The sequence below is a fragment of the Paenibacillus pasadenensis genome (genome assembly GCF_002864175.1).
In the GTDB taxonomy this organism is placed as follows: domain Bacteria; phylum Bacillota; class Bacilli; order Paenibacillales; family Paenibacillaceae; genus Paenibacillus_O; species Paenibacillus_O pasadenensis.
The window spans coordinates 45012-67729 of sequence record NZ_NFEZ01000005.1; the positions used below are offsets into that span (position 1 = coordinate 45012).

The window sequence follows — 22718 nt, forward strand, 5'->3', positions numbered from 1 at the left end:
GGGTGAGCCTATCCGGCCAGGGAACGAAGCTGCATTCGCTTCTCCCAGCCGGAGCGCCAAGCCTCCAGGTCTTTGCCATGCAGGACCAACAAGCCTCGGTACGCTTCTCGATAGACTTGAGCCAGCGGCTGCCGAGTGTAATGCAGATACGGCAGCGAGCGTAGCAGCTTATGCCCGCTGCGCTGAGCGATCCGTAAATGCTCGTCAAACCAACACGCTTTCAGGAACGATAAGGGCTCTGCTCGGATGATTTCATCCCAGTCCATCCCGATGTCTCGCGATCCATCGCACTGGAACGGACACAGGTAGCAGCGCGAACGGCGAACCGGGCACCCCCCTGCCTCAAGCTCTTGGATACTGGCCTCGGTCGTCACATGCTGTTCGACGAGCGGATAGGCCAAGTACATATAGGCATACTGTGGGGATTGGAAGCTTTGAATCCGACGGATCTCATCATAGCTGAATCCGATATCGATGATGAATCCGATGTCCTTCGGCAGCCGCTGGCGAGGGCCAAGCTGCAGCTCTCGCAGCACAGCTTGTCGTGCTGCCTGCTGTACCGGTACGATCTTGAAATCCACGGTGCATTGACGCGGCATCATGCCTGCTGGCTTCATCTCGCCCGTCTGCTGCTCAAGCTGGCTGCAGTAAAGCGGCAGCTGAAGGCGCTGGTAGTCCGTGTAGATGTAGCGCATCAGCATCTCCTCGAGGCCGGCCGGCATGCTCCCATGACGAGCAATCAAAAATGGCGTCTGGTTACCGTAGCTCCGCTGGCGCTCCTGCCACCATGCGACCTGCTCATGGATAAACTCCGGTTCGGCTCCCGTGTCGGAAAAAATGATGAAGTCATACTCGATCTCACCTCGAAAATGCTGTTCGAGCAAATAGCCCGACTGCGTCCCCCCGCCGAAGGACAGAACCGAGTAAATCGTTGTGCGGCCTTGGCTCTCCAGTTCATGCACAAGTTCGTCTTTTGTGCGAAAGACTCCCTCTCGATATTTTCGGTGCTCACGAAAATCAGGTTCCAGAGTAAAAAGCTGCAGCTGTTCCATCATGTCCTCCATCGTGTTGGATTTGGGTTAAAGCGTTCTGCCGGCTGCGGAGCGAAGCGTAGGGCCGGCCGGCTGAAGGAGATCGGAAGCAGGCCCGGTTCCTCCTGCTCCCGCCCGTTTTTCTAGGACGCCTCTTGCTTCGTTGCCGTTTCCACGCTGCGGTACGCAAGATGCGTGCCCAGCTTGGCGCTGTAATGAAGCTCCCATCGCTCGCCGCCAAGCTCGTCTATGGGGATGGTTCCGATGAAGGATGGATCTTTCACTTGGCGGAATTGCTCCGCGCTCATCAGCAAGATAGCTCGTTCCTCTAAAATCACCACGCCCTCGGCCTCTACGATGCCTTCTGGCTCTACGACCTCCACGTCGTAGCTATAATCCCAATCAAGCAGCTCCTCGCACTCAACCTCATTTGGTTCAAAGCGCTGTTCAAACCCCGTTTCCCGCCCTGGATACATGCTGCTCCACTCCCACAAAAGGCTTTTCCGTTTCGTCATTGTCTTCCTCCTTGGTTGGGATGATTGCCCTCCCCCTCCATCCGGCCTCGTTTGCCGGCTAGCCCGAGCGGCGATGAGCGGATCCGTGAAAGGAGTCAAGCTGCATCGGCCTTGGGGGCGAGCCGGGCGAAGCGTATGGAGGTATCAAAGGGCAATTCATCCGTGTATCGTAGCCGTCATAGCCGGTTTTGCCGGGCTGGGGGGGCCGGGGCAAGGGTCTGCCCGTCAGGGCCGGCGACAGCCGCCCTTGCGCCGGCGCCACCAGGCAGGCAGGCTAGGATGACGGATGCGATACAGCTCTCGGATGAATGCCCTTGGATGCCGCTCATGCGCGGAGCCGGCCGCCCACGCGCCGATCGCCGCGCAGACGCACGCGCCCTTCCTTCTTCGAGTTCTCACCCAGGAAAGGGGGCCGGCCACGCAGCGGAGCGAAGAGCCGGCCTTGCCCTCGACCTTCCGCGCCGCCGGGTACCCACGGTTTCGTCTGCAGCGTCTTTCTGCAGACGAAAAAACCTCCAATGGAACCGGTGATCTTCCGGGTCGCTTGGAGGTTTAGTGGGTGGTGGGGTTTCGCGGCCGAAGCCTTATGCTTTATCAATTGGTTTTAGTTGTTATTTCCTAGTCAAATTAAGTATGATTGAAAAAACATATGTTCGATTCCCAGCATCAAATGAAAGGGTGAAAAAATGGCTCGAAGCCAATTGCTCAAAGATATTGCCTCCGGAAAAGGGAGCCTCGAATCTATATTGCTGCGATTAAAAGTCATATTGTCAGATCTTAATAATAACGAGATTATAAGGTGGATTGAAGGCGAGCTTGCCGGGTACAAAGACGAAGACGTAATTCCAAATTATCGCGTGTTCATGGGACAACCAATAGGAACTTATATCCAAAATCTGAAACTAAAGATGACCAATGCCCCAGTTCCTCTCTTGGCCGTATTAAGTCAAGAGAATATTGACAAAATATCGGAAATAACGTTCCGCGAAGGAATTGCATCGGTACAAAATATATTGGATGGAGAAGAGCGAAATTCCATGTCTAAGATACTTCCTGCATCCTTTTGCCATGGGATCTCAATTCCCGAGCTTCAGATATTTTCCATGAATATAGTAGTGCCTGCTACAAAATTGGAGGGCATTATTGCAAACGTAAAATCTAAACTGTTAAGTGTCGTTCTGGAATTAGAGAAGCAATTCGTTAACTTGGACGATCTGGACATTAGAGAACAAATGGAGGAGGACCCAAGTAAAAGAGCATCGGTATCCTTTACCATTGAAAATATAGTATTTGATCATTCCATTGCGATCGGGGACAGAAACAAAATCGAGTCATCCAGTATCGGGCACAGCCAAATGGAGGGCAGTTAAAACGTCATGGATATCAAGATTGGGGATAAGAATAAAATCAAGAATTCTTCCATAGGCCATACGATAAAACAACCTGGCGACATCCTGGAATCCTCTCAAAAAAAATCATGGCTGGAACGGCATCCGGTTCTACTCAGCCTGATGACAGGCGCGGTGACTGGCTTCATCTTCCTGTTTTCCTTCTGGAAAGAGGTCGTGAATTGGATGGAGAATTTGTTCGGCTAGAAAAAAGGAAAAGCCATCCCGACGCGACAAGCGATGGGATGGCTTTATGCTGTTGAAAGCGAGTCAAAGACAAACCGCTGGAAGGACGGCGATCGCAGCTTTCCGTCCTTGGTCAGGCATTGGAATTTCACCTCGCATTGAATGGCCGGATCGAGGTGAATCCACTCCGAAGATTCCGAGCGGACGAGCTGGCGAGCGATGGCAGCAAACGCCTGGCGAGCAGCTGCATCCGAAACGAATTCCAACACCCCGACATAGCGTCCGTCAAGCTGCAGCCCCCAGCCAAACGATTGCTTGCGAATAGACGCAATGCGGCAGACCGCTGTCTGGTACGCTTTGGTCTTGACCCATACGCCTGCTGGTCGAGCATCCAGGTAATAGCGGGATGCCGGGCCGGGCCGGGTTTGGTACGAGCAGATGCCCTCCAACCCGAGCGCCTTGGCTTGATCGAAGAGCTGCTGGCCATGCGGAGTCAGCGGAGAGACGGAAAGCACATCGCTCGGCGTAACGATAGCCTCGAGACGCCGGCGACGATCGAGAAAGGGCAGCTGCAGGAGAGGATGGCCATCCCAGTACAGCACGTCCCAAACCGGGAAATGAGCCGGCATGGACGAGGCTGCTGCGGCAACCGCGGCTGGACGCGTCGTGTGAAACCGACTCATCGCATCATCCCACCAGGCTTTCGGCGGCGTAGATGGGCTCGAGTGGTCAAAGCAAATGCACTCGCCGTCCAAGATGGCCGATTGCGCGGCCAAGCGGATCCGCTGGAGCTCTGGAAAGCGCTCCGTCACCTCCGTGCCATGGCGAGTGAAAGCTCGGGTCTTTCCGCCCTCATAGTGAAGGAGCACCCGGAAGCCATCCCACTTGAGGCTCGATAGCCAGCCGTCCCCCTCCATCACGGTTTCCGATGGCTGCAGGAGCATCGGTTTAAGAATTTGGTTCATCATATCTTGACCATACCATCCGGACGGGGAAAGCGGCACAGAGGATTACTGGAAAACCGAATGGATCCGGGCGGAGCGAAGCGAGCACGGAAGGAAGGAAAGACAATCAACGTTCCTGGCGACAGCCGGGAACGCTCCTTTTCCGGCCGCGCTGCTGCAGGAAGCAAACCGGGATGCTATAATCGGCGCATAGAGGGCGCGAAAGGAATGAGCAGAATGGATCCGAAGGAGCACCTGAATGAGTGGATGCGTCATTATCCAGACACGGGGAAGCACGTGACTAGCTTCCGCGCCGGAAGAGGATCCGATCTGCCCGAGTGGCCTGAATGGTGCTTCCTCCCCATGGCCGCATGGTATGCCATGGTCACGAGTAAAGCATCCAACGCGGAGCGTGGATTAGATGCCATCGCCGACGTCGGCAAGCTGGCCGCGATCGGAACCTGGCGGTATACGCAAGGCGTGTACCGGGTTCAGCCGGACATGCTCGCCGCGCTGACGAACAGCACGATCTTCGGGGATTTGCCGTCGGAGGTGTTTCACCGACTTCCGGAGTGGTGCGTCTACGTGGAGACGCCCGGCCTGAACTGGTTCGAGCATGAGCTGCTGGGCTTTTTCGCCCATCTCGAATGGGATGCCAACACCGGACGGGAAGAATTGCGGCTGCTGCTGAACCTCCACGGCGGGGATCTGGTTGTCGTCCCGCTTCATATTGGGAACTGGACCGTCGCAGAGGCGCTAGAAAAGCCGCTGGAGGAAGCCAAGAAGCAAGCGGGTCTCCTTAACCTCCCCTTGCCCGCTGACCAGCTCCTGGCCTATGCCAGGGGCGCGAAAGACTATACCAGCAAGTTAATCTCCCTATTGCTGTATTTGTGCTCGGACAAACCGGAGATTGATGATGCCCGCAAACCAGGGCACTCCCCTGGCGGCCGACCGCAGCCGGTCAAAACAAAACGAGGCCTAGTCCTCTTTGCTGCTGAAGCAGTACGCACCTGGCAGGTGGGCGAGCAGACCGGCGAGCGGCTACGCGTGCAACGCCTGGCCGGCGGATCCGAAGTCCGCGAACGCGGGAGCAAGCGCGTCCACGTCCGGCGCGGCCACTGGTACGGGTACTGGACCGGCCCCCGCACAGGCGACCAGTCGTTCATCTATCGTTGGATCTCCCCGCTTGTCGCAGGATCGTAATGTGCGAGTTGGACGTATTGCGTCCCCCTCACACCTATGGTATATTTTTGGTGCAAGCTTTCGCCCGTTTGGCGGGCGTGGATTGAAACAAACTCGTCTTACAAAAGTGCTATAACCTTGGCCGCTATTTGCCGCAAACATCATGCGCATGATGTGCGGCATGGATTGGGCCAAGGGCTGTACAGCTAGGGAGCCGGGCTTATGCTCGGCTCTTTTTAGTTTTCAACGTTCTCGGCCTCCCACTTTTCGAGCGCCTTTTTAGCGCCTTCAGCAATCAACCGGTGAACGTTCACCTCAACCCCTTCTTGGATCTTCGCCTCCGCGTCCTGAATGACCAGGCGGTGTTTTTTGTCCGAAGGGATCTGTTCTTCCCACCGGTGCCAGTGCACATAGTACTGACCGTACAGTTCCGCCCGGACGGTAACTGCCCGTACCGTTGTTGGGTTAACGATATGGGTCTGATGTTCCTCGGGAGCTTGAAGCGTAACCCCATCACGCTCCTCCGATACGGCCTTGCAGGCCTGGGTACGATCAGACTGCCCCCAAAGGATTAAAACCTCTCTTTCCTCTCCGTAGCTGTACGCTATTTCATCGCGGAGGTAGGTCACAGCCGCATCCGTCGATGCGGTGTTGCTGTTAGAGTGGGTTTCAACCCCCGTGACCTCAGCACCGGTGAGGGCGTACGCCGTGAAAGGATGTACTGGTCGGAGGCACTGGGAGCTCCCGAATCCGCACATCCCGACGATCTCAATCGTTTGGACCTCTCTGGTTGCGTCGAGTGTAACGTGTCCAGCCGAGCTGGAGGCGCTATACCCCCTCGAGTCAAGCAATAGAAGGTCGATCTCCCTATGTAGTGGCAGCCGGGACAATTTGGCTCCCATTCGCAAGACATATCCCAGGTCCTCGACCTGGGTAACCGAAACGGCATAAAACTCCGGGTTTTGCGACATTGCGGTCATATAGATGGCGCTTCTGACGTTCACGATTTTATTCTTTTTCATCTAAACACTCTCTTTCTTGCCCGACGCCTTAGCGCGTCTGCAGCGTCTGCTTGTGCTTGCCAGCTGCTGGACAGGATCAGAAGAAGCAGCGTTATTCGAATAGCCTGTCCGTATCATTTTCTGGCGCAGGTGGACGCGGAACATCACGCCAAAACGCCAGGAACTTGTCCATATCGTCTTCGTAAGAGGGTTGATAGCTGTAGAGCTCGGTCAGCTCCTGGCAGGCTTCCTCGAAGGAAGAGAAGGTATTTCGGTAGCCCTCCTCGTCTGGAAAGCCCTCGCTAATTCGGTACACGTATGGGCCGTTCTCTCTCTTGATTTCTATGACGCGGTAATTGAAAAACCATGTCATCCAGCGGTATTCCGGATAGGCCGTTGTGACGACATACTCGGCATCGATGCCTTGCGCGTAAAGCTCGTGCTCCATAACGGACATCCGGAGAAAGGCAAAGTGCAAACTCCGTCTCCGTTCTTCCTCGGGTGACAGCAGCTCCTCCGGATCTGCATAGGGATCCTCGACTGGCGGTTCCGGGAAACAAACGATCTTCCGCGCAAGTTCCCATTCCTTTAGATGCTTGTATACCTCTGGCGTCATGGCTTCTCTCCTCCCCCAAGCTTCAGTCCCTGCTCCATCCCCCATGCCTGGGCCTCTTTCATCAATCGTCTCCGGAAGGTGGCCATCTCATCAACTCTCGTTTCGATCCACCACGCAGCCTCCAGCGTGTGCATCATCTCCTGAACGCGACAAAGCATCCAGTCCAGCATCCGTTGTCCGTCTTCGTTGAGGGGCTTCAATGCTTGTACTGTCTTGAAAAGCGCCTTGAGCACAGGCAGCTGCCTGATGCGAATCTGTTCGGCCCATTCGATTTGCTTCTCGGTTCCCTGGAGTTCCGGGAGCCCCTCTTGAACCGCATTCGCTTTCGCGTCGGCAATGCGCTTGGCACGAACGCAGTCCGGACATTCACTCCGCTCTTCTGACTTCAATATTCTCTCGCGATCGGTGTTCTTGCCGAACAGGACATGTTCGTGTCCATGACCGCACGTGTGGGTGACATAGTATTTGGCCAATTCAGGCACGCTCCTTCGAACTAATAGTAAGGGGTCCTGCCCGTCATTTTGGTGTAATAATGACCGACCACTCGTTCGACCCCAGCCGGTACGGATGATAGTCGCTTGGCTTCCATGACCCTTCGAATCACGCCCAACTCCACATCCGTATGGATGTAATGCTTTTGGTCCGCTGCCTTATTCGCCGTCCTTATCATGCGCTGCAATCGAGCGAGCATCTTGGCTTCCTCGATTTCATCCTCGTTGGAATGGGGACGGCGCAACGGCATTGCCGGCGATGACGTTTCCAGCAGCCAATTATGAAAGCACTCTGTTTCGGCGGCAGACAGGGGCTCCGTCTCTGTTTTGTGGTGAAGTCGGCGCCATTCCTTCCACTTTCCCCCGATCCAGCCGGTGTAGACCCAGCTATGGACCTCATCGCCCGTCTGATACCCATGATGCGTGACAAAAGCCGCGAAATACGGCTGGTACAACTGATTCAGATCGATAATAATCAATTTTCTTCTCCTCCTGGATGAGGGCCAGAAACGCGGCGCGCTGAGGACGTTCCAAACAGCGGCCGCTGCCTCTGAAGCTGCACTTGTTAGGCCGAGCCAGATGATTGGATGCTGAACTCCAAGTCGTAATGAATCGTCGCGTACTCCCCTGCGCCGTAGAAACGGATGTCGGTGACGCTCACCTTATGCGCATGCTGCTGGATCCACCGATTGACCTTGTCTTGAAGCTCTTCTTGCGAATTTACGCCCGACAGGAAATCATCGATATCATTCGACAGCTTGAGGGGCAGCGAGATCACTTTTATTTGTGGGAGCTTCATTTTAGTCATTCACTGGACACTCCCTTCTTCAGCTCTCGCTTCTTCTGCGGATACTTTGTCCTCGCAGTCCATGCAGACCGTAAGGTCTTTGCCGAAGAAGCCTGACTCGGCTTCGTACCCGCAGATCTGGCACCTGCACTCCCGGATGGCCCAACTCGGACGGAAAAGTAAATTATTCATGAAATGATCCTCCTTGAGAAGTTCTTACACTCATTATACAACGTATCTACTAGACACGCAACTAAAATATGGCTACATAATCCATGTTGTCTTTCTGAGCGCGGTGGCTATAATGAGAATATATGTTCTCATTAAGGAGGAGTCATCTTGATTGAAGCCGATGAACTGCTGCTGGTGAAAGAAGCGGTCTTGATACCGCATCTAATAGGAATTGTGGAACGGAACATGGATGAAATGGAGCAGCGCAGAGATCCATTAACCCGAGCCTATCTCATCACGGCTCAAACCGTCATCAATCGTATTATGGACCGGCAACCCATAGTCCGCAAAGAGCTGCTGAACCGCAAGATTAAGCTCATCGGGAATAAGACGCCGCAGAAGGGTGCTGCGATCAGCTATGACTTTGTTGCGGGAGGATTCCGCCAGGAGTTGAATCTGACCCGCCCGGAAGCGCGGGCTGCTCTTGGTCATCTGCTGGCGCACTACATGGATGAAGTCAAGCAGCTGATGAAAGCCACCTCGTAACGAAGCATCAGCTGACTGAGATCCTCCCTTCAGACTCGGAGATCCGCCAGCGGCGTTTCCCAGGCAAGCCGATCGTCTGTCGTCAGATCGCTTTCCTCAAAATCACCGAGGATGCGATGGCCGTACAAATCAAGCATCCAAATGCGCTGCAGCGTCGATTTGAGACCGAAGAGCAGCTTGCGCATGGACTCAGTGCTTGTAAAAACATGCTCCTCCCCTCTATACCAGCAAACGGCGCTATAGCGCGTGTAACGAAGCATCGGCGTAACCGTAATCATGATGTCCAGTTTCATAGTTGGGTTTCCATCCTTTCAGCATCATCTGAGTCGTAAGGTTCCAAAAAGCAACCGCAGCCGCCGATATCGAACAGGTCCATCTGCATGTCGTTTTCGACCTCGTAATGCAAGTCCCGCAACGGGTACGGCACGCTAGGATATCTGATGTGCTTCTCGTGCTGCCCATCTTCCGTATTAAACGCCACGACTTCAGGCTTGTCGCCCGTCTTTTTCATAAAAGCATACTGCTTGATTTTCATATAAGCCGCCGCTGCCGATCCTGCCGGGTGGATGTAGGTCTTGGGGTGCGGTGCTCGATCATAGAAGTAGTCGCGGTAGGCGTCATCCAGCTCCTGCAGCATGAGCTGGCGGACATCGTCCGGGATCCGCTCGCCCTCCGGAACCTTGTCGTCCATGATGTAGCGATAGGCCGACACGCAGATTTTCAGATGATGCTCCTGCTCCATGATCTTTTGAAACACGTCCGGCATACGGTCCTTCAGCAGCTTATAATGCCCTTGGCCAGCCTTGACGCACCGGCCGTTGCAGTTGTTGTGCGAGAAGCCGTAATCGTAGAGGACAGGCTGCCGGATGCCGTATTTCGTGAGCACGTCGTCCTTCCAGATGTTGTTCTCAATCAGCGGCATCTCGACCGGGAACGGCACCCAGTTCTTCACGATCGCGCCCTGGCGGTGCATTTCGTCGAAGCCAATCCCGAAGTACAGCGTTGCGCCGGTGACGAAGTCCTCCTGGCGTAGCCGGTCACGGTTTCGCCATTCCTCATGTTCTGGTTTCTTCCCTCGCTTTAAGAAGTCAGCCGAGACCCGTTGTTTCAGGATTTTGCTGCAGTCTCCAATCATGTTGTTATACAGGAGCTTCTTTTCAAACATGAGTTGAATCGGATTGATCCCAGCGCTATGAGTCAGAAGAGGGAGCCGCAGCTTGTCGGCAGCCTCGTAGACAAACCGGTACAAGTCCTCGTTTTCCCAGCGAACATCCGTGAAGTATAGGACGAAGTTGTCATCTGGATATTGATTCTTCACCCAGTCTGCAGCTGCAAGGCTTGCCTTGCCTCCACTGAAAAAGATGATGTGATTTCGCATGATTTCCCTCTTTCTGTCTACCTACATGCTGAGCTGTAGCTGACCAAACTGCTCCGCGTATCGCTCGTAGCTGAGCGAGGATCCGGAGCCAATACAAAGCTCGGGCAGAACGGCGCGAACGAGCGCCGTTGCCATTAACTGTGGCAGGTTAAGCGGCTCCAGTCCTTCAAGCCGGCCGATGCGAATCAGTTCCTGCTCAGCCTCAGGAGTGCATGATCGCTTTGCACCAATAGCATGGCTAGTTGTCCATATCAACGTCGTCCTCCTCTTCGTCGTCCTGGTCCATCCCCTCCATCTGCTCCAGCCTCTCTTCCTCGGAAAGCTCCTCCTCTGGCTCGTTCGTTCTCGCTGCCCGTTCCAGCTCCAGATCCGTTCTTTGCTGGATCTCATCGCCATACTCTTCCAAGAGTACGGTCAACCCTTCCCAGTCATGATGACGAAGGAGCTGCAGCAGGCTCTCCTGCGCTTGCTTGCGGGCTTGAACGACCAATTCCAATTGCATACGACTAGCCAGACCGAACAGCATTTCCAAGGCTTTGTTATCAGGCAGTCGCTTCGATTCGGCACCCACAGCCTCGACGCTCAGTCCTTGGTCATCCAGTTTCAACGTCGTGCCGGTTTCCAACTTCAGTACATAGGCTCTTTTTTCCATTTTCATTCGCTCCCTCAGCTCGTCTTTGTAATCTTATTATAACACGTATCTATATGACACGATACTATTATGGTCGAGATCGTACCCTTTCTCTTTATCCCAGCCCAGCCGCTTTGCTCACCCTTGTCATCTATCGCCTTGCTTGCGGTAGAAGCACGACGTCTCATGGTTTTCCGCGCCGCCGGGTACCCACGGTTTCGTCTGCAGGGTTTTTCTGCAGACGAAAAAACCTCCAATGGAACCGGTGTTCTTCCGGGTCGCTTGGAGGTTTAGTGGGTGGCGGGGTTTCGCGGCCGAAGCCTTTTCTGTCCCTAGTTGTATAGCTGTTCAATTGCTTGAAGAAACATGGCATCGCGCAGAAAAACAAGGTAGACGATGGCTGCCGTCAAAAGAACAAACGCGCCTTCGATGAAGCCTCCCCATCGAGATCCCGTCGACATGAGCTTGAGGGACAAGCGAAAGGGCAATGGAGGCAGCGGACGAATGCCGCGATTGGTCAAGCTATCTGCAACCAGATGCAGCAAGTACGACATGGATCCAGCGAGCCATAGCCATGGACTGGACGTGCCAGCTGCAGCATAAAGGATAGCGGACCAAGCGGCCAGACCGTAAAGCGAATGCGTCATCCCTCGATGCGGCAGAACCGCGCAAGCCATCAGCACAGCGCCAGCAACAGCTCCCCAAGGCTTCAAGCTTTCACCGAATGCCAAGAGGGCGACGCCGGCCGCGAACATCACCAGGAGACGAAGCGTGCGAACCGGCAAAAATGAAGCCAAGGCCAACGATGCGCCCAAAATGTAATTCCACGGCGAATAACTCGTCTCGAGTAAAAAAAGAGCCGCGCCGATGAAAACCAGCGCGACCTCGATCATTCGCATCAGCGGGCTCGTGAGCGACCGGGAGACAAGCAATGAATTCGGCTCGTCCAGATCCGGAAGCAGCGAGCTGACGGCCACCACGGCGAGCATCGGCCAGGTAATAGGTTCGCCGGCCAGATGAACGGCCGACAGCGTTAGGCCGGTGCTAATAATAAGGTGCGAGCGACCCATCATCGAAAGATCCCTACCATTCCATCATGTCCGAAGCCAAGTTTTTCAGCTCGGCTTTCTTCTGTTGCTGCTGCTGCTCTTCAGCGTCCGGCTCCACGATCGCAGGCGTTGGAGCCTGTGCATGTGCCTGAAACCCGCTCTGCATGAGCTGCTGAGTAATCCGAGACACCAGGATGTTCATCTGATCGTCCGTCAGCTGCGGCATCAGTCCCGTAACCGGCTGGGCTGGAGAGGAAGAAGGAGCTGCCGAGTCCGTTGCCAGTCCTTCCACGATCCGGATGACGCGGGCGAGGTACTGGGAGATGTCCTCACCCGCTGCCTTCTTCTCGTTCAGGATGCTCCGGACGTCGTCTCGCTCTTTCGTCAGCCGAAACGTTACGACCGCGTTCGGGCCGTATAGCTTAGGTGCTGCCTCGAGAGGCTCACGCTCCTCCATGATTTAATCACGCCCCGAATCTTTGTTTGGCCATTTTCCAGTAGCCGTATGCGTTCTGCAGCTGAGGATCGTTTTGATCGTCGCGACTGTTCTTCATCTCGATGAACGTGAGTGCGATGTCGCGATCCGCCATGATGCGGGCCAGAAACGGCTTCAGCATCTTGCCGCCGCCACCCACAACGAAGAACTCGCGGATTTCGTAATTCTTGCTCCACATCCGATCAATCACGTCAATGATCTTTCGTGCAAAGGAGAACAGCTGATCCTCAATCTCCTTCTGCAGCGGGTAGATCTTGCCGCGAATCACCAGTTCCAGATCGTTGTTTAGGATCTTGTGAAGGATCTGGTTGCGGGTGATCGTCGCCCGCGTCGAGTTGCTCAGGGAGCTGGCGATCCGATCAATGTACGTTGCGATACCCTCGTCGATGCCGTCGCTGGCCATCGAGTCCGGCTTGCCGTTGACGATGACCGGGCAGTCCGTCGTGAACGCACCGATGTCGATGACGCCCCAGGATCCCTGGCGAAGCTCCGGACGGGCAATATCGTCAGCCGTTTCGTTGAGCATCCGGTTGAAAATCACCGGCACGCCCTCTGGCACGACGACGACGTCATCAATGATGATCCGCACCTTGCGGCCTGGCTGGCTCTGTGCGTCCATAAACGTGACATCGAACTCGGACAGCAGCCGATCTTTCATTTTTGCGCGAGCCGTCTCGTTAAACTGTTTGATGGGCAGGCCGCAGACGACGCTGAAATGAGCTTCTTTCTCCCTCCGCGGCGTGTGCAAGGCCAGCATGGCCAACAGCGGGATATGGATGTACGGATTGTCCGCCTTCTCCGTGCCAACGACGGTTTCGTCTTCCCCTGCCTCAATCGCCATATCACCGATGTAAAAGCGCTCTTCGGCCCCACCAAGCGGACGGACGACGACATCCAAGTTGTTGTACTGGCGCTTCTTCTGTTCATCGTCCCCATCGATGGACAAGTTCTTGCGGCGTTCGGTCATGAGGCGCCGGGAAACCGCGTTTTTGATGGTGACGGGGTTCCGCGCATCAAAGACAAGCTTCAGGCTGTCGTTGCCAAGGTCGGCGCCAACGGGCGTACTGACCAGGACCGCGGGGGTAGCTTCAGCGGATGAAGAGGTATGCATGGATAAAGGCCTCCTGTGGTGGTGGTTTGGGGTGTGGTGGTTTGTGCTGTATGACAATATGTATGACATACGTATGTCGAACATGTATGACGATTGTATGCTAGATTGTCATACAAGGAAAGAGTTCAATTATCGGCTTTTCGGTTTCGGCCGCAGATCGGGCTGGGGCTGAGCTTGTTCCCGAGCCGGTTGAGAACGCGGATCCGGTTCAAGTGTCGCCAGTCGCTCTTGAATGAGGGACTTGGACCGTTCAATAATATGCTCTCTCATGCCAAGGGATGTGAGGACGCCTCGATCGATTTCGAGCTGCTGACCTGGCGTCAGTTGCCCAAGCAGCTGCTGATCCGTCCAGCTCCGGTTCATCGGCTGCAGCTGGTTCATGCAAGCCCGTTGATCGCCGAGCAGGACATCGTGCTTGCTGAAGTAACGGGCGTACTCTTCGGTGTTTGGCAGCACCGGAACAACGACGGTTTGGCCAACAGGGATATGCATATTCTCGCCGTCCGTCAAGAAGATAGACGGGTGTTGCCCCGTCAACCGAGCGGGATCTGAATTGCCGATTTCGGGCTGATACCGGGCCATGTAGATGTCGCCTCGCTTGAACGGAAACCGTACCGACTCTGTGGGCCGATCCGGCAAGCTAAGCTCATCGGTCATCTGACGCTCGAGCTGCTGCGGATCCAATCGAACGTTTTTGCTTACGATGTCCGAGATCCATTTCGCATACCCCTGTTCCGTTTGGGTCACGTAGATGGAACCGAGCATGACACGATCAAGATCAACCGGACGCAGCTGATCGACCTGAATCGGATTATCCGCCGGCAGAAGCTTGCTGATCGGCATCGGTTGAATCTGGCTGACTTTGGCATAGCTGAGGACTCCAGGCTTGTCCATGGCATAGCCAGAAATGGGAACGAAGCTAGTCGGATCAAGCTTCTTGCCGAGCTTCTCCGTTGTGGATGGAGCAATGAGCACGCGCTCTTCATCGAGCTGGCGGAGTACAAATACCGGCCGCGGAGTCGCACCAGGCTTCATAGAGTCCATGTTGTAGTCAGGGCGATCCAGTACCTGTTCCAATTTCGGGAACCGCGCGAAATAAACGCTTCCTGGAGCAAACCGGTGGTTATTCATCTTGCTTCAGCCAATCCGGAACGTTGAAATCGTTGTCCCCGTCAGGCTCCACCTTCGCTTCATACCCCTTCGACGTCCGGAACGCTTGGACAGCTTCGGCAATGGCTTCAATGTCGTGCAGGCGATCCGCACCGTGGTGCTCCAGGATATAGGTTCGTGTGAACTTCTTTTGTTCGGCCAGCTCTCCTTGAGCCGTTTTCCAGCTTCCAACCATGGCAAGTCCCCCTGTCAGCTCGGTATGCAGCAGCTCGTTTAGCACGGCGGTCTTGCTGTCGCCTTTAATGTCGGCAATGCGAGCGATCCGATGTTTGACGGTAATGCCGACATCGGTACTCAAGCGTTTTGTTTTGAAGCCGATCCTCCGGGTGTAGCCTTGAGATCGACTCATGCCAATGGCTCCTGACGGCCAAACGTTTCTTCATAGGTTTTGGCAATGAGATCGCTGATCGTCTGCGTGCCTGTTTGGTTAATGGTTTCCGCAACTTTGGTCAGCCTGTAACGCGTCGTTAACGGAATACGAGCCTGGAGCTTGACGCGCTGTCCGGATCCCGAGGAAGGTTGCTTCACTCGAATCATTCTAGGCATCGCGTTCCTTCACCACCTTCTGGTACGACTTGTTTACCATCGTTGTGATGAGCTGCGCCTGCGAGACACCGGTTGCTTTGGATATCTCCTGCAGCATGGCGCCATACCGAACTTCAACGTCATACGGCAGTTTTGTAACCGGCTCGGTCATCTCTTCATGCGGGTGCTCGATCTGCCATTTGGCGGCCAGCTCAATCAGCTTAGCCTCGCTGATAGGTTGATCTCCAACCTGCTGCACGTACTCTGGAACAATGACCTCCAGATATTCCAGGAGCTTCTCTCGCTCGTCTTGACCAATATTCAGCTGGATGCCATCCTCGCTGACGGTCATCGTGGCACGGAGCTTGACCGTGAACAATTCAACGATAGTTTCCATAGCCAACCTACTTTCTTCTTTCTTCAGTACGATACGTTTCCTTAATTATAATACGTATCCTATGGAAACGCAACATATGAAGAAAAATCCCCCAGCAACGGCTTGGAGCCGTTGCTGGGGGATGCGATTAGAGCTCGTCTTGGTTTGCTGCAGTGAGGTCTCCTATGACTTCGACGTCCTCAACCTTCCATCCTGCCTCCTCCGGTTGAAGATGAACGCTGCAGCGAACGAGGAGCCGAACGGTATGAGCCTCCCCCGACAGCATGGTCGTTAAGTCGAACTCGTTGAGGAACTCAATCTCGTTCGCGCTGACAGGCCGCTCATACACGTTCAGCCGATCCACGTTCGTTTGCAGCGACGTCGCGCCATCTGGCTCCCCTTCTCCGTCCGGTCCATTGGAGGGAGAGAGGGATTGTTTTCCCTTTTCGCTGAGGAGCTTCTGGACGCGTTCTAGCCGCGCTACAGCACTCTCTCCTTCTTCCGCACCGAAATAAGCGTGGATGAATTGCTCGTTGGCTTTGCGGCCGTCGTCGGCCTTGACGGTCATGATGCTCTCCAGCTGCTTCTCCGCAGCCTCAGCTCGCTTGTCCGCTGCGTCGATCCGGGCAAAGTAGTAGACGGCGCCACCGACAAAAAGCAGCATGAGGACGAGCGTGAGGCAGCCAAGACGAAGGGAATTGTTTGGCATCGCTATCAGCCTCCTGATGTAATACGGCGGTAGCCGAGGAAGGCGTACTTCCTTTTCTTGCTCTTGTCGTAGTAGTTGCTCCAGCCGGAAACGCTGGAGATGGTCACGCCGCTGCTGTTGGCATTGATGAATTGGTCGTTGCCGATGTACATGCCCACGTGGCCAACGGTGCGCTCCATACCAGTATCAAAAAACACCAGGTCTCCCGGCTGAGCGGAGCTCGCCGGAATGGCCTTTGTCTTGGAATACTGGCTTTGTGCCGTGCCCGTAATCTGGACGCCGAAATAGCCGAAAACGTGCTGGATGAGTCCGGAGCAATCCACGGAACCCGTGTCCGGGTTTCGTCCGCCAAGCAGATACGGCACGCCGAGGTAGGACATCATTTTGTTGTAGACCTCCGTATAGTTGAAAAGCTGAGTGCCGGAAGAGAAATAGCGCATGACGTTGTCCACGTAGTTGATGTCCCCATACCGAGGCCACCCCATCTTCTCGGCCATCATTGTGCTGAATGCGATCGCAGTTTCTTTGCTGTATCCTCCGCGGTCCAGCGCGTAGTCGATAAAGCCGAAGCCGAAGTTATAGGACTGCAAGGCAAGCTTGGCATCTCCCTTTGAATCGCTTAGGCGGCCCGCAAAATACTTGACCCCTTGCCGGATGGAGTCTTCCGGATTGGTATAGTAGTTGCGCGGCTTACCGGCCGACTCGGAGGACTGCATGACGTCAGGGACTCGTCCTCCCGATTCCTGCTGGATCATGGCCAGAAGCAGAGGCACCTGATCCTCGATGCTGTTGATGATGGCATATTTTCTCACGAGAGGCTCGTACGAGAGGACCAACGAAGTGAGTCCTATACCTGCGATTTGAGCGCCATCGGCATACCCTTCTTCGCTGAGCGTCTCAAGCACCATTTGAGCCATTTCCAGCTGGTCATCGGTAAAGTTGAGTCGATCGGTGACGGCGCTGAAGGTACGCGTTCGCTTTTCCTTCTTGGTTTCGTAGTGATCGATCTCCCGAATCTTTTCTTTCTTCGTTTCGATGCAGGTGCCTTTAGGGTCCCGCTTCACGCAGTTGACGACTTCCCTTTCTTTGTACACAGGCTCTTGAACGTCTACATAATAGACGAACTCATCGAGCACGAGCTTAGGCGTGAGCTCATCCTGGTCCATATCGTGCCAGGCGAGATCCACCGCCAAAAGCTGCTGCCAGGCGATTCCTGACCCCGCAGCCAGAGTTTTGTACTGGCCGGCTTTGGCAGAGATTTCGGGATCATCGTCTCCACCCCAGCCTGCAAACGAGAACAAGGTGGAGATGACTAGGACGGGCAGCATCAGGATGAAGATCAAGAGCAGCATGATGTAGGGCCAGTATTTCTTGGCAACCTTCAGTCCCTCAATGATGAGTTTGATCTTCACGCCAGATCAAGCTCCTTCGTTGACTTCCGAGTAGTCCAGTCCGCCCGGAAGATGAGCGTAGGTCTTAGCCAGCGTGGTATCAATGAACTGCATTTCATCAAGCAGCGGAACTGACTGAATCCGGACCCTCGTGCTGCCGGCGATAAATATACCGCTGCCTTTCGCATTCCGCCGCTTGAGGATACGTTCCTCGCGACGCGAAAACCGGAAGCCGATGGCCGTCAAAGCGCGATAGTCATCTTCCGACAGGCCAAGGAAGACTTTAAAGAAGGCATTGTCAAAAATGTGCTTGCCGTAGTTCTTGCTTCCGGATCCCGCGGCGAAGAAGTCCTCGACCGACTGGGTGATGGTCGTGAGCGATCCGCCGTATTTCCGGACCCGCTTGGAAAGCTCGAACAAGAACTTTAGCGTCTGCGGATTGTCCGGATCCGCGAGCTTCCATGCCTCGTCAATGTAAAGGCCGACGAGCTCGTTCCGGTCCTTTTTGATATATTCCCAGATGTCCGCGAGTAGTAAGTACATCATCTGCGGTTGAATGACGGGCGAAAGCGAGTTGATGTCAAGCACCGTGAGCTGGGAATCCATGGACCAGTTCGTCTGCCCATTAAACATTTTCTTATAGATGCCATCGACATACGGCTGCAGATTCGTTGCAAACGTACTGAGCGATACCAAAAATTCCGGACGGCTGATGACTTGGTACAAGCTCGTGATGGTAGGGAATTCGTTTGGCAGCGTGGTACTCTGGAACGTCAGGCCGCTCTCCTCATACATGGCCTGAATGGCTCCCATCAGGCTGGCTTCCTCCGTCGAGTTCATCGTCGGATAGATTTGCCGGAAGAAGGGAATGAGATCCCCGATTTTACGCTGCAGGTAAGCACCGACGTTCTCGGTATAGTTGTTGCTATCGTTGCCTTCCTCATCCTCATCAATGTCGAGGATCGCGGACCGGATATGAAACGGGTTTGTACAAAAATCGGAACCGATGGAGAAGACGACGCGCTCTCCAAATTTGAAGCGATATTCCCGGTCGGGGTCGATGATGATGCCTTTGACGCCATGACTGGTCTCCCGTATGACGTCCGATTTAATATTCCAGGTCTTGCCCCGTCCAGACGGCGCGATGACGACCTTGTTCGGGTTGTCCACGCGCTTCTTGTCGCGTCGATCACAAATAATTAAGGAGTTGGTGTCCGGATTTCGCCCCATAATGACACCAGATTTCATCTGGAAATCGCTGGAGTTGAAGGGGAGGATGCTGCCGATAACCGAGCTTTGCATCGGCCAGTAGTAATTTTCATTCTGCAGCAGCGCCGACGGATACGCGATCGGAAGGCTAAGCCAGAACATGTCGTTATTCATGAGAATGACTTGACGAGCGCTCATTTTCGACGTGGATACGGCAAGTTGGACGCGCTCACAAGCGACCTCCAACGCCTTCAAGGAGCGTTCCCGGACGGTGATGAAAGCCGTCATATTGTAAACCTGTTCGGCATCGGAACTGAGATCGGTCAGCAGCTGACGAGAAGATTTTTCCTTCGCCTCGAGCTCGATGATTTCGCTTTGTCTGGTGCCGGGCTTGTTCAGGCGCCAACGAATAAAACCGATGGAATTGTCAATATTCGTAATCATCTTCTGTTTGCCCGTTTGCTGGAGCAGGAACGATACATCAACCTCTGCGTTGGCATCAAAAACTTTCTTCATCCATGCCGGATAGGTTTTTTCAGGATAATCAACAATCGTGAAAAACCGATAATACATGCCATCCATTTCACTATAGTATTCGGAGTGCCGTATTGGTTCAGGAGCAATGGACTCAAGCGATTCCTGTTCTGGACGAAACGGCTGAGAGACCGAAGTAATGGGGTTAAGCTTTTCGTAAAGCATTCGCAAAGTCTCTGATTTTGTCATTTTTTTAATAAACATTTCCGATCGGCCTAAAGATTCATCCACCTTGCGCATCGTCTCATCGAAGTCTTCACGAGCACGCTTTAAATCGCTGTTTCTTGACGTCAAAGTAAAATAGTACGATTTCACATTACGCTGTTTTTCTGTCTGCCGCTTTGTATATTCCAGTTGAGATTGAAGACGGAGCATGAAGTATTCTTCTGTCGCTCCATCAATTTTCTGCTGTAGATACGCCATGTACTCGTCTAAATTAAGTCGCTCTGAACTGACCGTAAATTGCATAATGCCTACGGCTGTACTGTTGATGGCCTCCTGCATCGCTTCGACGACCTGATCGTTTTCGTCATCCTCCAGCAAATCGTTGTTAATGGGCGAAACTTTGAGGACACAGCGATAAGTGCCGTCCGTGAGCTGCAGATAATCCTCGTCAAACCGCTTGAATGGGAGAGCCTGGACAGGCGTTTTGGTACCGCCAGGCCTCAACTGATGTGGAATCCAATCTCGTAAAGCCATTGAAGCATCCCCCTATCGTGTCTACTGAATTCGTTTAGGCTGAGCTATCCATGGCCTCAGCCGCTCGAGCGCAGCTTCCTTGTCATCTTCTGGTTCCATCGGTGATGTCTCAGCCTCCACGATAAAGGCTTCTTTTGATTTAGCCTCTGGCTTGACGTAGTCCACCTTGGGATGAGGGGAAATGCGAGAAGCCGAGCTAGTCAACGAATAATCGTTTTGGTCAATCAGATAGAACCGAAGCAGGAGCTTAATGTAATCCTTGGTCAGTAGCCCATTTGAAAGCTCAAACGACATCCCCATGTAAGTCGGGACAACAAGAAAAACGGCAATAACAACTTTGGCTTTAATCGGCAAACCGGTGAATAAGACAATAACAAGCGCCAACAGGACAACGGGAATGACGATGATGAAATCTCGTCCTTTAAGACCTAAGAATTTGAAGCCTTCATCGACGCGGCGGGGGATGTGGTACTCTTTTCGCTCCACCTATTTCACACCCTTCATCATCTTGGAATAGATGGCCGTCGTTGTTGCTTGCTGCCCCATTCCTGCTCCAAACCCGCCTACACCGCTGCTGTACATAAGCTGCTTCAGCGACTGAGGTCCCTTTACCGCTATGACGCATGCTCCAATTGGCGCTACCATTTGAGTCCAGCTATTCAATTCCATGTTTCCAAGGAATTCAAACGTCAGTGCAATCAAGAAAAACTGAATGGATTGGGTGAATGTCACTGCAATGGCTTGAGTCACCCATATTTGAAACGCCTCTCCTTTACCCGCGTGGCTGACCGCCATGATAGGTGCAATGCAATAGAGCACGCAAAGCTCGGCGAATCGAATCGTATTGCTGATTGTGACTCCAATAAGCGCGACGATAAAAACAATGAAAGCCAAGAATAGAACGATGTCACGTCCACCATAAAAATTTAAGGCATTCAAGTTACCTGTAAGATCAACGTTCAGGGTTTTAATAATTTCAATTATTACGTCGTTGATCTTTATCAAGTGTTCTAACATGAACGGAAGTGCAAATATTAGGACACCTGAAATCATAGAACGAAAAAGAAGATCAGCTAGCGGTTCGGTCTGTCCCCCAGTGGCAATGCCGACTCGAGTTCGAAATAGACGAAATGCGACAGTACAAAAGAGTAGGCTTATGGCAATGAGTTGAACCATTGCCTTTACCTTGTCAATGAGAGGATACGTGCTGAACGGATCTGTAATCATAATGGATCCCAAAACTTCCACTGCAGCATTAAATAAAGGCTCGAAAAAATATTTGAGAATATAGGTCACGACGCCACCTGCCGTACGCTCTGCCCAGCTTTCCGCATAGGCGACGTTAGGTAAGGTCATGAGAAATAGGAAGAAAAGGAGAGATGATATCCGTTTCTTTTTCATGCGGCCTCCTCTAAAAGAAAATCCCCTTCATATTGAAAGGGGAAGATTATTTTTAGCAAATCTTACCGAAATACCAACCTGCAGCCCATGTGACGGAGAAAATAGCAAGATCAATGCCGAGCGTCCAATAGAGCGCACGCATGCCATCTTCAATCTTTTCTGGTCTGCCTTTAGCCGATTTAATTTTTAGAAAAATCAAAATTAAAACGAACGGTAATGTTATCCCAGTCACCCATTGAATCCAAACCACTGGTTCAGCGAATAATTCTTTAATCTTTAAGACAGGATCGGGGACTGACCACAGCTTGTTGGTACAACCATCGATGCTTACCGCAGCATTAGCCATTTCCGTAGAGGCGTATAGCGTAGACGCAGCAACGACTGCCCCCATATAAATCTTCGAAAAATGCTTGTAGTTCAGAATGTTCACGTTTTTCCCTCCGAGTTGAGTTTTTCAAAGTACAAATCCAATGCTCGTCTCATATGCTCTGATTCAGCTATACCTGTTGTTTGCTTGAGAATTTTAAGCTTCTTCCCCTGAACGTTTGAAATGCGTAGGAGTTTTTTCTCATAAACAGGTTCACCCAGGACTTTCATCCCCCTCCTCCACTGATCCTCATGAACTATATATCGGCGAGGATGGAGTATATCTTAACGATATACCTCATATTTTCTGGAAAAGAAATTAAAACACTATTAAGTAGATAAGGTAATAAAAGAATATAGATAATTCCCACCCGCCATGAGGAACCGAGCGCTCCGATAACGGGGACGCCGGGTGGCCCTTCAGCGCCTGCCCCGGCAGTCATGTTGCGCCGCGCGCTTATACGCCGGAGCGAATCCGCCCGAGCTTCGTAACCTTCCCTGTTGCACCGATCAGTCGGGAAGGCGCAGACGCGTCGCGCAGCAGCGCTTCTGCGATCGACGGCATTCTGAGCCTGGGTGTTCGTTTCGCAGATGGTTAACAGATAAACCTTCATACAACATCTGTTAACATTGTTTATTAAGTTAACAGTATTTCTTGTACCCATGACTCCGCGGCGTTAAGGGAGGCCCCGCCGGCTGACCAGCTGCAGGAGCTCCGCGCAGCGATCGCGCCGCGGCCCCGCCGGCGGCCAGCTGCCAGGAGCTTCGGGCGCGATCGCGCCGCGGCCCCGCCGGCGGCCAGCTGCCAGGAGCTT

The 22718-nt window shown here is 53.4% G+C and carries 29 protein-coding genes; 4 read left to right on the plus strand and 25 right to left on the minus strand.

All coding sequences use genetic code 11. The features are described from left to right. Positions 1 to 8 precede the first annotated feature (8 nt). Both B8V81_RS24500 and B8V81_RS24505 read right to left on the minus strand, forming a co-directional pair. Positions 9 to 1055: a hypothetical protein gene (locus B8V81_RS24500; RefSeq protein ID WP_146000554.1), complete on the minus strand. Its 1047-nt coding sequence runs from the start codon at positions 1053 to 1055 to the stop codon at positions 9 to 11. A gap of 119 nt (positions 1056 to 1174) precedes the next feature. Beyond that, complete coding sequence (locus B8V81_RS24505; RefSeq protein WP_101809530.1) at positions 1175 to 1546, minus strand: hypothetical protein; 372 nt, start codon at positions 1544 to 1546, stop codon at positions 1175 to 1177. 686 nt (positions 1547 to 2232) lie between these two features. Here B8V81_RS24505 and B8V81_RS24510 point away from each other — a divergent pair. Then, the gene (locus tag B8V81_RS24510) at positions 2233 to 2916 is read left to right on the plus strand and encodes an AbiTii domain-containing protein (RefSeq protein WP_101809531.1); all 684 of its coding nucleotides are present in this window, start codon (positions 2233 to 2235) and stop codon (positions 2914 to 2916) included. Between the two features lie 6 nt (positions 2917 to 2922). Next, positions 2923 to 3141, plus strand: a complete 219-nt coding sequence (locus tag B8V81_RS24515; protein WP_101809532.1) for a hypothetical protein — start codon at positions 2923 to 2925, stop codon at positions 3139 to 3141. Between the two features lie 44 nt (positions 3142 to 3185). Here the strand turns inward: B8V81_RS24515 and B8V81_RS24520 are convergent, their stop codons facing one another. Continuing rightward, entirely contained in the window at positions 3186 to 4088 is a 903-nt protein-coding gene (locus tag B8V81_RS24520; RefSeq protein WP_101809533.1) for an ATP-dependent DNA ligase, read from the minus strand. 213 nt (positions 4089 to 4301) lie between these two features. On the opposite strand from B8V81_RS24520, the gene B8V81_RS24525 reads away from it, so the two are divergent. After that, entirely contained in the window at positions 4302 to 5267 is a 966-nt protein-coding gene (locus B8V81_RS24525; RefSeq protein ID WP_101809534.1) for an AcrVA2 family anti-CRISPR protein, read from the plus strand. A gap of 215 nt (positions 5268 to 5482) precedes the next feature. On the opposite strand, the gene B8V81_RS24530 is transcribed toward B8V81_RS24525, so the two are convergent. The 5 genes from B8V81_RS24530 to B8V81_RS24550 all read right to left on the minus strand — a co-directional run bounded on the left by B8V81_RS24530 (position 5483) and on the right by B8V81_RS24550 (position 8162). Continuing rightward, positions 5483 to 6268 (minus strand): hypothetical protein, encoded by a 786-nt coding sequence (locus B8V81_RS24530; protein ID WP_101809535.1) that lies wholly within the window; start codon positions 6266 to 6268, stop codon positions 5483 to 5485. A gap of 91 nt (positions 6269 to 6359) precedes the next feature. Further along, on the minus strand, positions 6360 to 6863 hold the full coding sequence (locus B8V81_RS24535; protein WP_101809536.1) for a hypothetical protein: 504 nt from the start codon (positions 6861 to 6863) through the stop codon (positions 6360 to 6362). Then, a complete protein-coding gene (locus B8V81_RS24540) occupies positions 6860 to 7336 on the minus strand; it encodes a hypothetical protein (protein ID WP_101809537.1) in 477 nt (158 codons plus the stop codon). The genes B8V81_RS24535 and B8V81_RS24540 overlap by 4 nt, the downstream gene beginning before the upstream one ends. Positions 7337 to 7356: 20 nt before the next feature. Beyond that, positions 7357 to 7833 (minus strand): hypothetical protein, encoded by a 477-nt coding sequence (locus B8V81_RS24545; RefSeq protein ID WP_101809538.1) that lies wholly within the window; start codon positions 7831 to 7833, stop codon positions 7357 to 7359. A gap of 86 nt (positions 7834 to 7919) precedes the next feature. Beyond that, complete coding sequence (locus B8V81_RS24550) at positions 7920 to 8162, minus strand: hypothetical protein (RefSeq protein ID WP_101809539.1); 243 nt, start codon at positions 8160 to 8162, stop codon at positions 7920 to 7922. 318 nt (positions 8163 to 8480) lie between these two features. Here B8V81_RS24550 and B8V81_RS24555 point away from each other — a divergent pair, with 318 nt between their 5' ends. Next, a complete protein-coding gene (locus B8V81_RS24555; protein WP_101809540.1) occupies positions 8481 to 8858 on the plus strand; it encodes a YhjD family protein in 378 nt (125 codons plus the stop codon). A 29-nt stretch (positions 8859 to 8887) separates the two neighbouring features. Here the strand turns inward: B8V81_RS24555 and B8V81_RS24560 are convergent, their stop codons facing one another. The 17 genes from B8V81_RS24560 to B8V81_RS25055 form a co-directional block, all read right to left on the minus strand. After that, positions 8888 to 9151 (minus strand): hypothetical protein, encoded by a 264-nt coding sequence (locus B8V81_RS24560; RefSeq protein ID WP_101809541.1) that lies wholly within the window; start codon positions 9149 to 9151, stop codon positions 8888 to 8890. Next, entirely contained in the window at positions 9148 to 10236 is a 1089-nt protein-coding gene (locus B8V81_RS24565; protein WP_101809542.1) for a phosphoadenosine phosphosulfate reductase domain-containing protein, read from the minus strand. The genes B8V81_RS24560 and B8V81_RS24565 overlap by 4 nt, the downstream gene beginning before the upstream one ends. 238 nt (positions 10237 to 10474) lie before the next feature. Then, positions 10475 to 10888 carry a hypothetical protein gene (locus B8V81_RS24570; RefSeq protein ID WP_101809543.1) on the minus strand — a complete coding sequence of 138 codons (414 nt, stop codon included), beginning with the start codon at positions 10886 to 10888 and terminating at the stop codon, positions 10475 to 10477. 311 nt (positions 10889 to 11199) lie between these two features. Next, complete coding sequence (locus B8V81_RS24575) at positions 11200 to 11940, minus strand: metal-dependent hydrolase (protein ID WP_101809544.1); 741 nt, start codon at positions 11938 to 11940, stop codon at positions 11200 to 11202. A gap of 10 nt (positions 11941 to 11950) precedes the next feature. Further along, positions 11951 to 12373, minus strand: coding sequence for a hypothetical protein (locus B8V81_RS24580; protein WP_101809545.1), 423 nt, complete (start codon positions 12371 to 12373; stop codon positions 11951 to 11953). 7 nt (positions 12374 to 12380) lie between these two features. Continuing rightward, positions 12381 to 13523 carry a ParM/StbA family protein gene (locus B8V81_RS24585; protein WP_101809546.1) on the minus strand — a complete coding sequence of 381 codons (1143 nt, stop codon included), beginning with the start codon at positions 13521 to 13523 and terminating at the stop codon, positions 12381 to 12383. A gap of 129 nt (positions 13524 to 13652) precedes the next feature. Continuing rightward, on the minus strand, positions 13653 to 14654 hold the full coding sequence (locus B8V81_RS24590) for a hypothetical protein (RefSeq protein ID WP_146000555.1): 1002 nt from the start codon (positions 14652 to 14654) through the stop codon (positions 13653 to 13655). After that, positions 14647 to 15042, minus strand: coding sequence for a hypothetical protein (locus tag B8V81_RS24595; protein WP_101809548.1), 396 nt, complete (start codon positions 15040 to 15042; stop codon positions 14647 to 14649). Before B8V81_RS24595 ends, B8V81_RS24590 begins: the two co-directional genes overlap by 8 nt. Continuing rightward, positions 15039 to 15230: a hypothetical protein gene (locus B8V81_RS24600; protein ID WP_101809549.1), complete on the minus strand. Its 192-nt coding sequence runs from the start codon at positions 15228 to 15230 to the stop codon at positions 15039 to 15041. The genes B8V81_RS24595 and B8V81_RS24600 overlap by 4 nt, the downstream gene beginning before the upstream one ends. 1 nt (position 15231) lies before the next feature. Next, positions 15232 to 15621: a hypothetical protein gene (locus B8V81_RS24605; protein ID WP_101809550.1), complete on the minus strand. Its 390-nt coding sequence runs from the start codon at positions 15619 to 15621 to the stop codon at positions 15232 to 15234. A gap of 121 nt (positions 15622 to 15742) precedes the next feature. Beyond that, positions 15743 to 16303, minus strand: coding sequence for a hypothetical protein (locus tag B8V81_RS24610; RefSeq protein ID WP_101809551.1), 561 nt, complete (start codon positions 16301 to 16303; stop codon positions 15743 to 15745). A 5-nt stretch (positions 16304 to 16308) separates the two neighbouring features. Further along, a complete protein-coding gene (locus B8V81_RS24615) occupies positions 16309 to 17715 on the minus strand; it encodes a bifunctional lytic transglycosylase/C40 family peptidase (protein WP_101809552.1) in 1407 nt (468 codons plus the stop codon). 6 nt (positions 17716 to 17721) lie between these two features. After that, positions 17722 to 20136, minus strand: a complete 2415-nt coding sequence (locus tag B8V81_RS24620) for a VirB4 family type IV secretion system protein (RefSeq protein ID WP_101809553.1) — start codon at positions 20134 to 20136, stop codon at positions 17722 to 17724. A 21-nt stretch (positions 20137 to 20157) separates the two neighbouring features. Further along, a complete protein-coding gene (locus B8V81_RS24625) occupies positions 20158 to 20622 on the minus strand; it encodes a hypothetical protein (RefSeq protein WP_101809554.1) in 465 nt (154 codons plus the stop codon). Continuing rightward, positions 20623 to 21537: a conjugal transfer protein TrbL family protein gene (locus tag B8V81_RS24630; RefSeq protein ID WP_101809555.1), complete on the minus strand. Its 915-nt coding sequence runs from the start codon at positions 21535 to 21537 to the stop codon at positions 20623 to 20625. Between the two features lie 52 nt (positions 21538 to 21589). After that, positions 21590 to 21967, minus strand: coding sequence for a hypothetical protein (locus tag B8V81_RS25050; RefSeq protein WP_146000556.1), 378 nt, complete (start codon positions 21965 to 21967; stop codon positions 21590 to 21592). Then, entirely contained in the window at positions 21964 to 22134 is a 171-nt protein-coding gene (locus B8V81_RS25055) for a ribbon-helix-helix domain-containing protein (RefSeq protein ID WP_146000557.1), read from the minus strand. The genes B8V81_RS25050 and B8V81_RS25055 overlap by 4 nt, the downstream gene beginning before the upstream one ends. Positions 22135 to 22718 lie beyond the last annotated feature (584 nt).

Excerpts from the sequence above, each read along its gene's own strand:
- B8V81_RS24500 (WP_146000554.1), bottom strand. The coding sequence starts at position 1,055 with ATGATGGAACAGCTGCAGCTTTTTACTCTGGAACCTGATTTTCGTGAG.
- B8V81_RS24505 (WP_101809530.1), bottom strand. The coding sequence starts at position 1,546 with ATGACGAAACGGAAAAGCCTTTTGTGGGAGTGGAGCAGCATGTATCCA.
- B8V81_RS24510 (WP_101809531.1), top strand. The coding sequence starts at position 2,233 with ATGGCTCGAAGCCAATTGCTCAAAGATATTGCCTCCGGAAAAGGGAGC.
- B8V81_RS24515 (WP_101809532.1), top strand. The coding sequence starts at position 2,923 with ATGGATATCAAGATTGGGGATAAGAATAAAATCAAGAATTCTTCCATA.
- B8V81_RS24520 (WP_101809533.1), bottom strand. The coding sequence starts at position 4,088 with ATGATGAACCAAATTCTTAAACCGATGCTCCTGCAGCCATCGGAAACC.
- B8V81_RS24525 (WP_101809534.1), top strand. The coding sequence starts at position 4,302 with ATGGATCCGAAGGAGCACCTGAATGAGTGGATGCGTCATTATCCAGAC.
- B8V81_RS24530 (WP_101809535.1), bottom strand. The coding sequence starts at position 6,268 with ATGAAAAAGAATAAAATCGTGAACGTCAGAAGCGCCATCTATATGACC.
- B8V81_RS24535 (WP_101809536.1), bottom strand. The coding sequence starts at position 6,863 with ATGACGCCAGAGGTATACAAGCATCTAAAGGAATGGGAACTTGCGCGG.
- B8V81_RS24550 (WP_101809539.1), bottom strand. The coding sequence starts at position 8,162 with ATGACTAAAATGAAGCTCCCACAAATAAAAGTGATCTCGCTGCCCCTC.
- B8V81_RS24560 (WP_101809541.1), bottom strand. The coding sequence starts at position 9,151 with ATGAAACTGGACATCATGATTACGGTTACGCCGATGCTTCGTTACACG.
- B8V81_RS24565 (WP_101809542.1), bottom strand. The coding sequence starts at position 10,236 with ATGCGAAATCACATCATCTTTTTCAGTGGAGGCAAGGCAAGCCTTGCA.
- B8V81_RS24570 (WP_101809543.1), bottom strand. The coding sequence starts at position 10,888 with ATGGAAAAAAGAGCCTATGTACTGAAGTTGGAAACCGGCACGACGTTG.
- B8V81_RS24575 (WP_101809544.1), bottom strand. The coding sequence starts at position 11,940 with ATGATGGGTCGCTCGCACCTTATTATTAGCACCGGCCTAACGCTGTCG.
- B8V81_RS24580 (WP_101809545.1), bottom strand. The coding sequence starts at position 12,373 with ATGGAGGAGCGTGAGCCTCTCGAGGCAGCACCTAAGCTATACGGCCCG.
- B8V81_RS24585 (WP_101809546.1), bottom strand. The coding sequence starts at position 13,523 with ATGCATACCTCTTCATCCGCTGAAGCTACCCCCGCGGTCCTGGTCAGT.
- B8V81_RS24590 (WP_146000555.1), bottom strand. The coding sequence starts at position 14,654 with ATGAATAACCACCGGTTTGCTCCAGGAAGCGTTTATTTCGCGCGGTTC.
- B8V81_RS24595 (WP_101809548.1), bottom strand. The coding sequence starts at position 15,042 with ATGAGTCGATCTCAAGGCTACACCCGGAGGATCGGCTTCAAAACAAAA.
- B8V81_RS24600 (WP_101809549.1), bottom strand. The coding sequence starts at position 15,230 with ATGATTCGAGTGAAGCAACCTTCCTCGGGATCCGGACAGCGCGTCAAG.
- B8V81_RS24610 (WP_101809551.1), bottom strand. The coding sequence starts at position 16,303 with ATGCCAAACAATTCCCTTCGTCTTGGCTGCCTCACGCTCGTCCTCATG.
- B8V81_RS24620 (WP_101809553.1), bottom strand. The coding sequence starts at position 20,136 with ATGGCTTTACGAGATTGGATTCCACATCAGTTGAGGCCTGGCGGTACC.
- B8V81_RS24630 (WP_101809555.1), bottom strand. The coding sequence starts at position 21,537 with ATGAAAAAGAAACGGATATCATCTCTCCTTTTCTTCCTATTTCTCATG.
- B8V81_RS25055 (WP_146000557.1), bottom strand. The coding sequence starts at position 22,134 with ATGAAAGTCCTGGGTGAACCTGTTTATGAGAAAAAACTCCTACGCATT.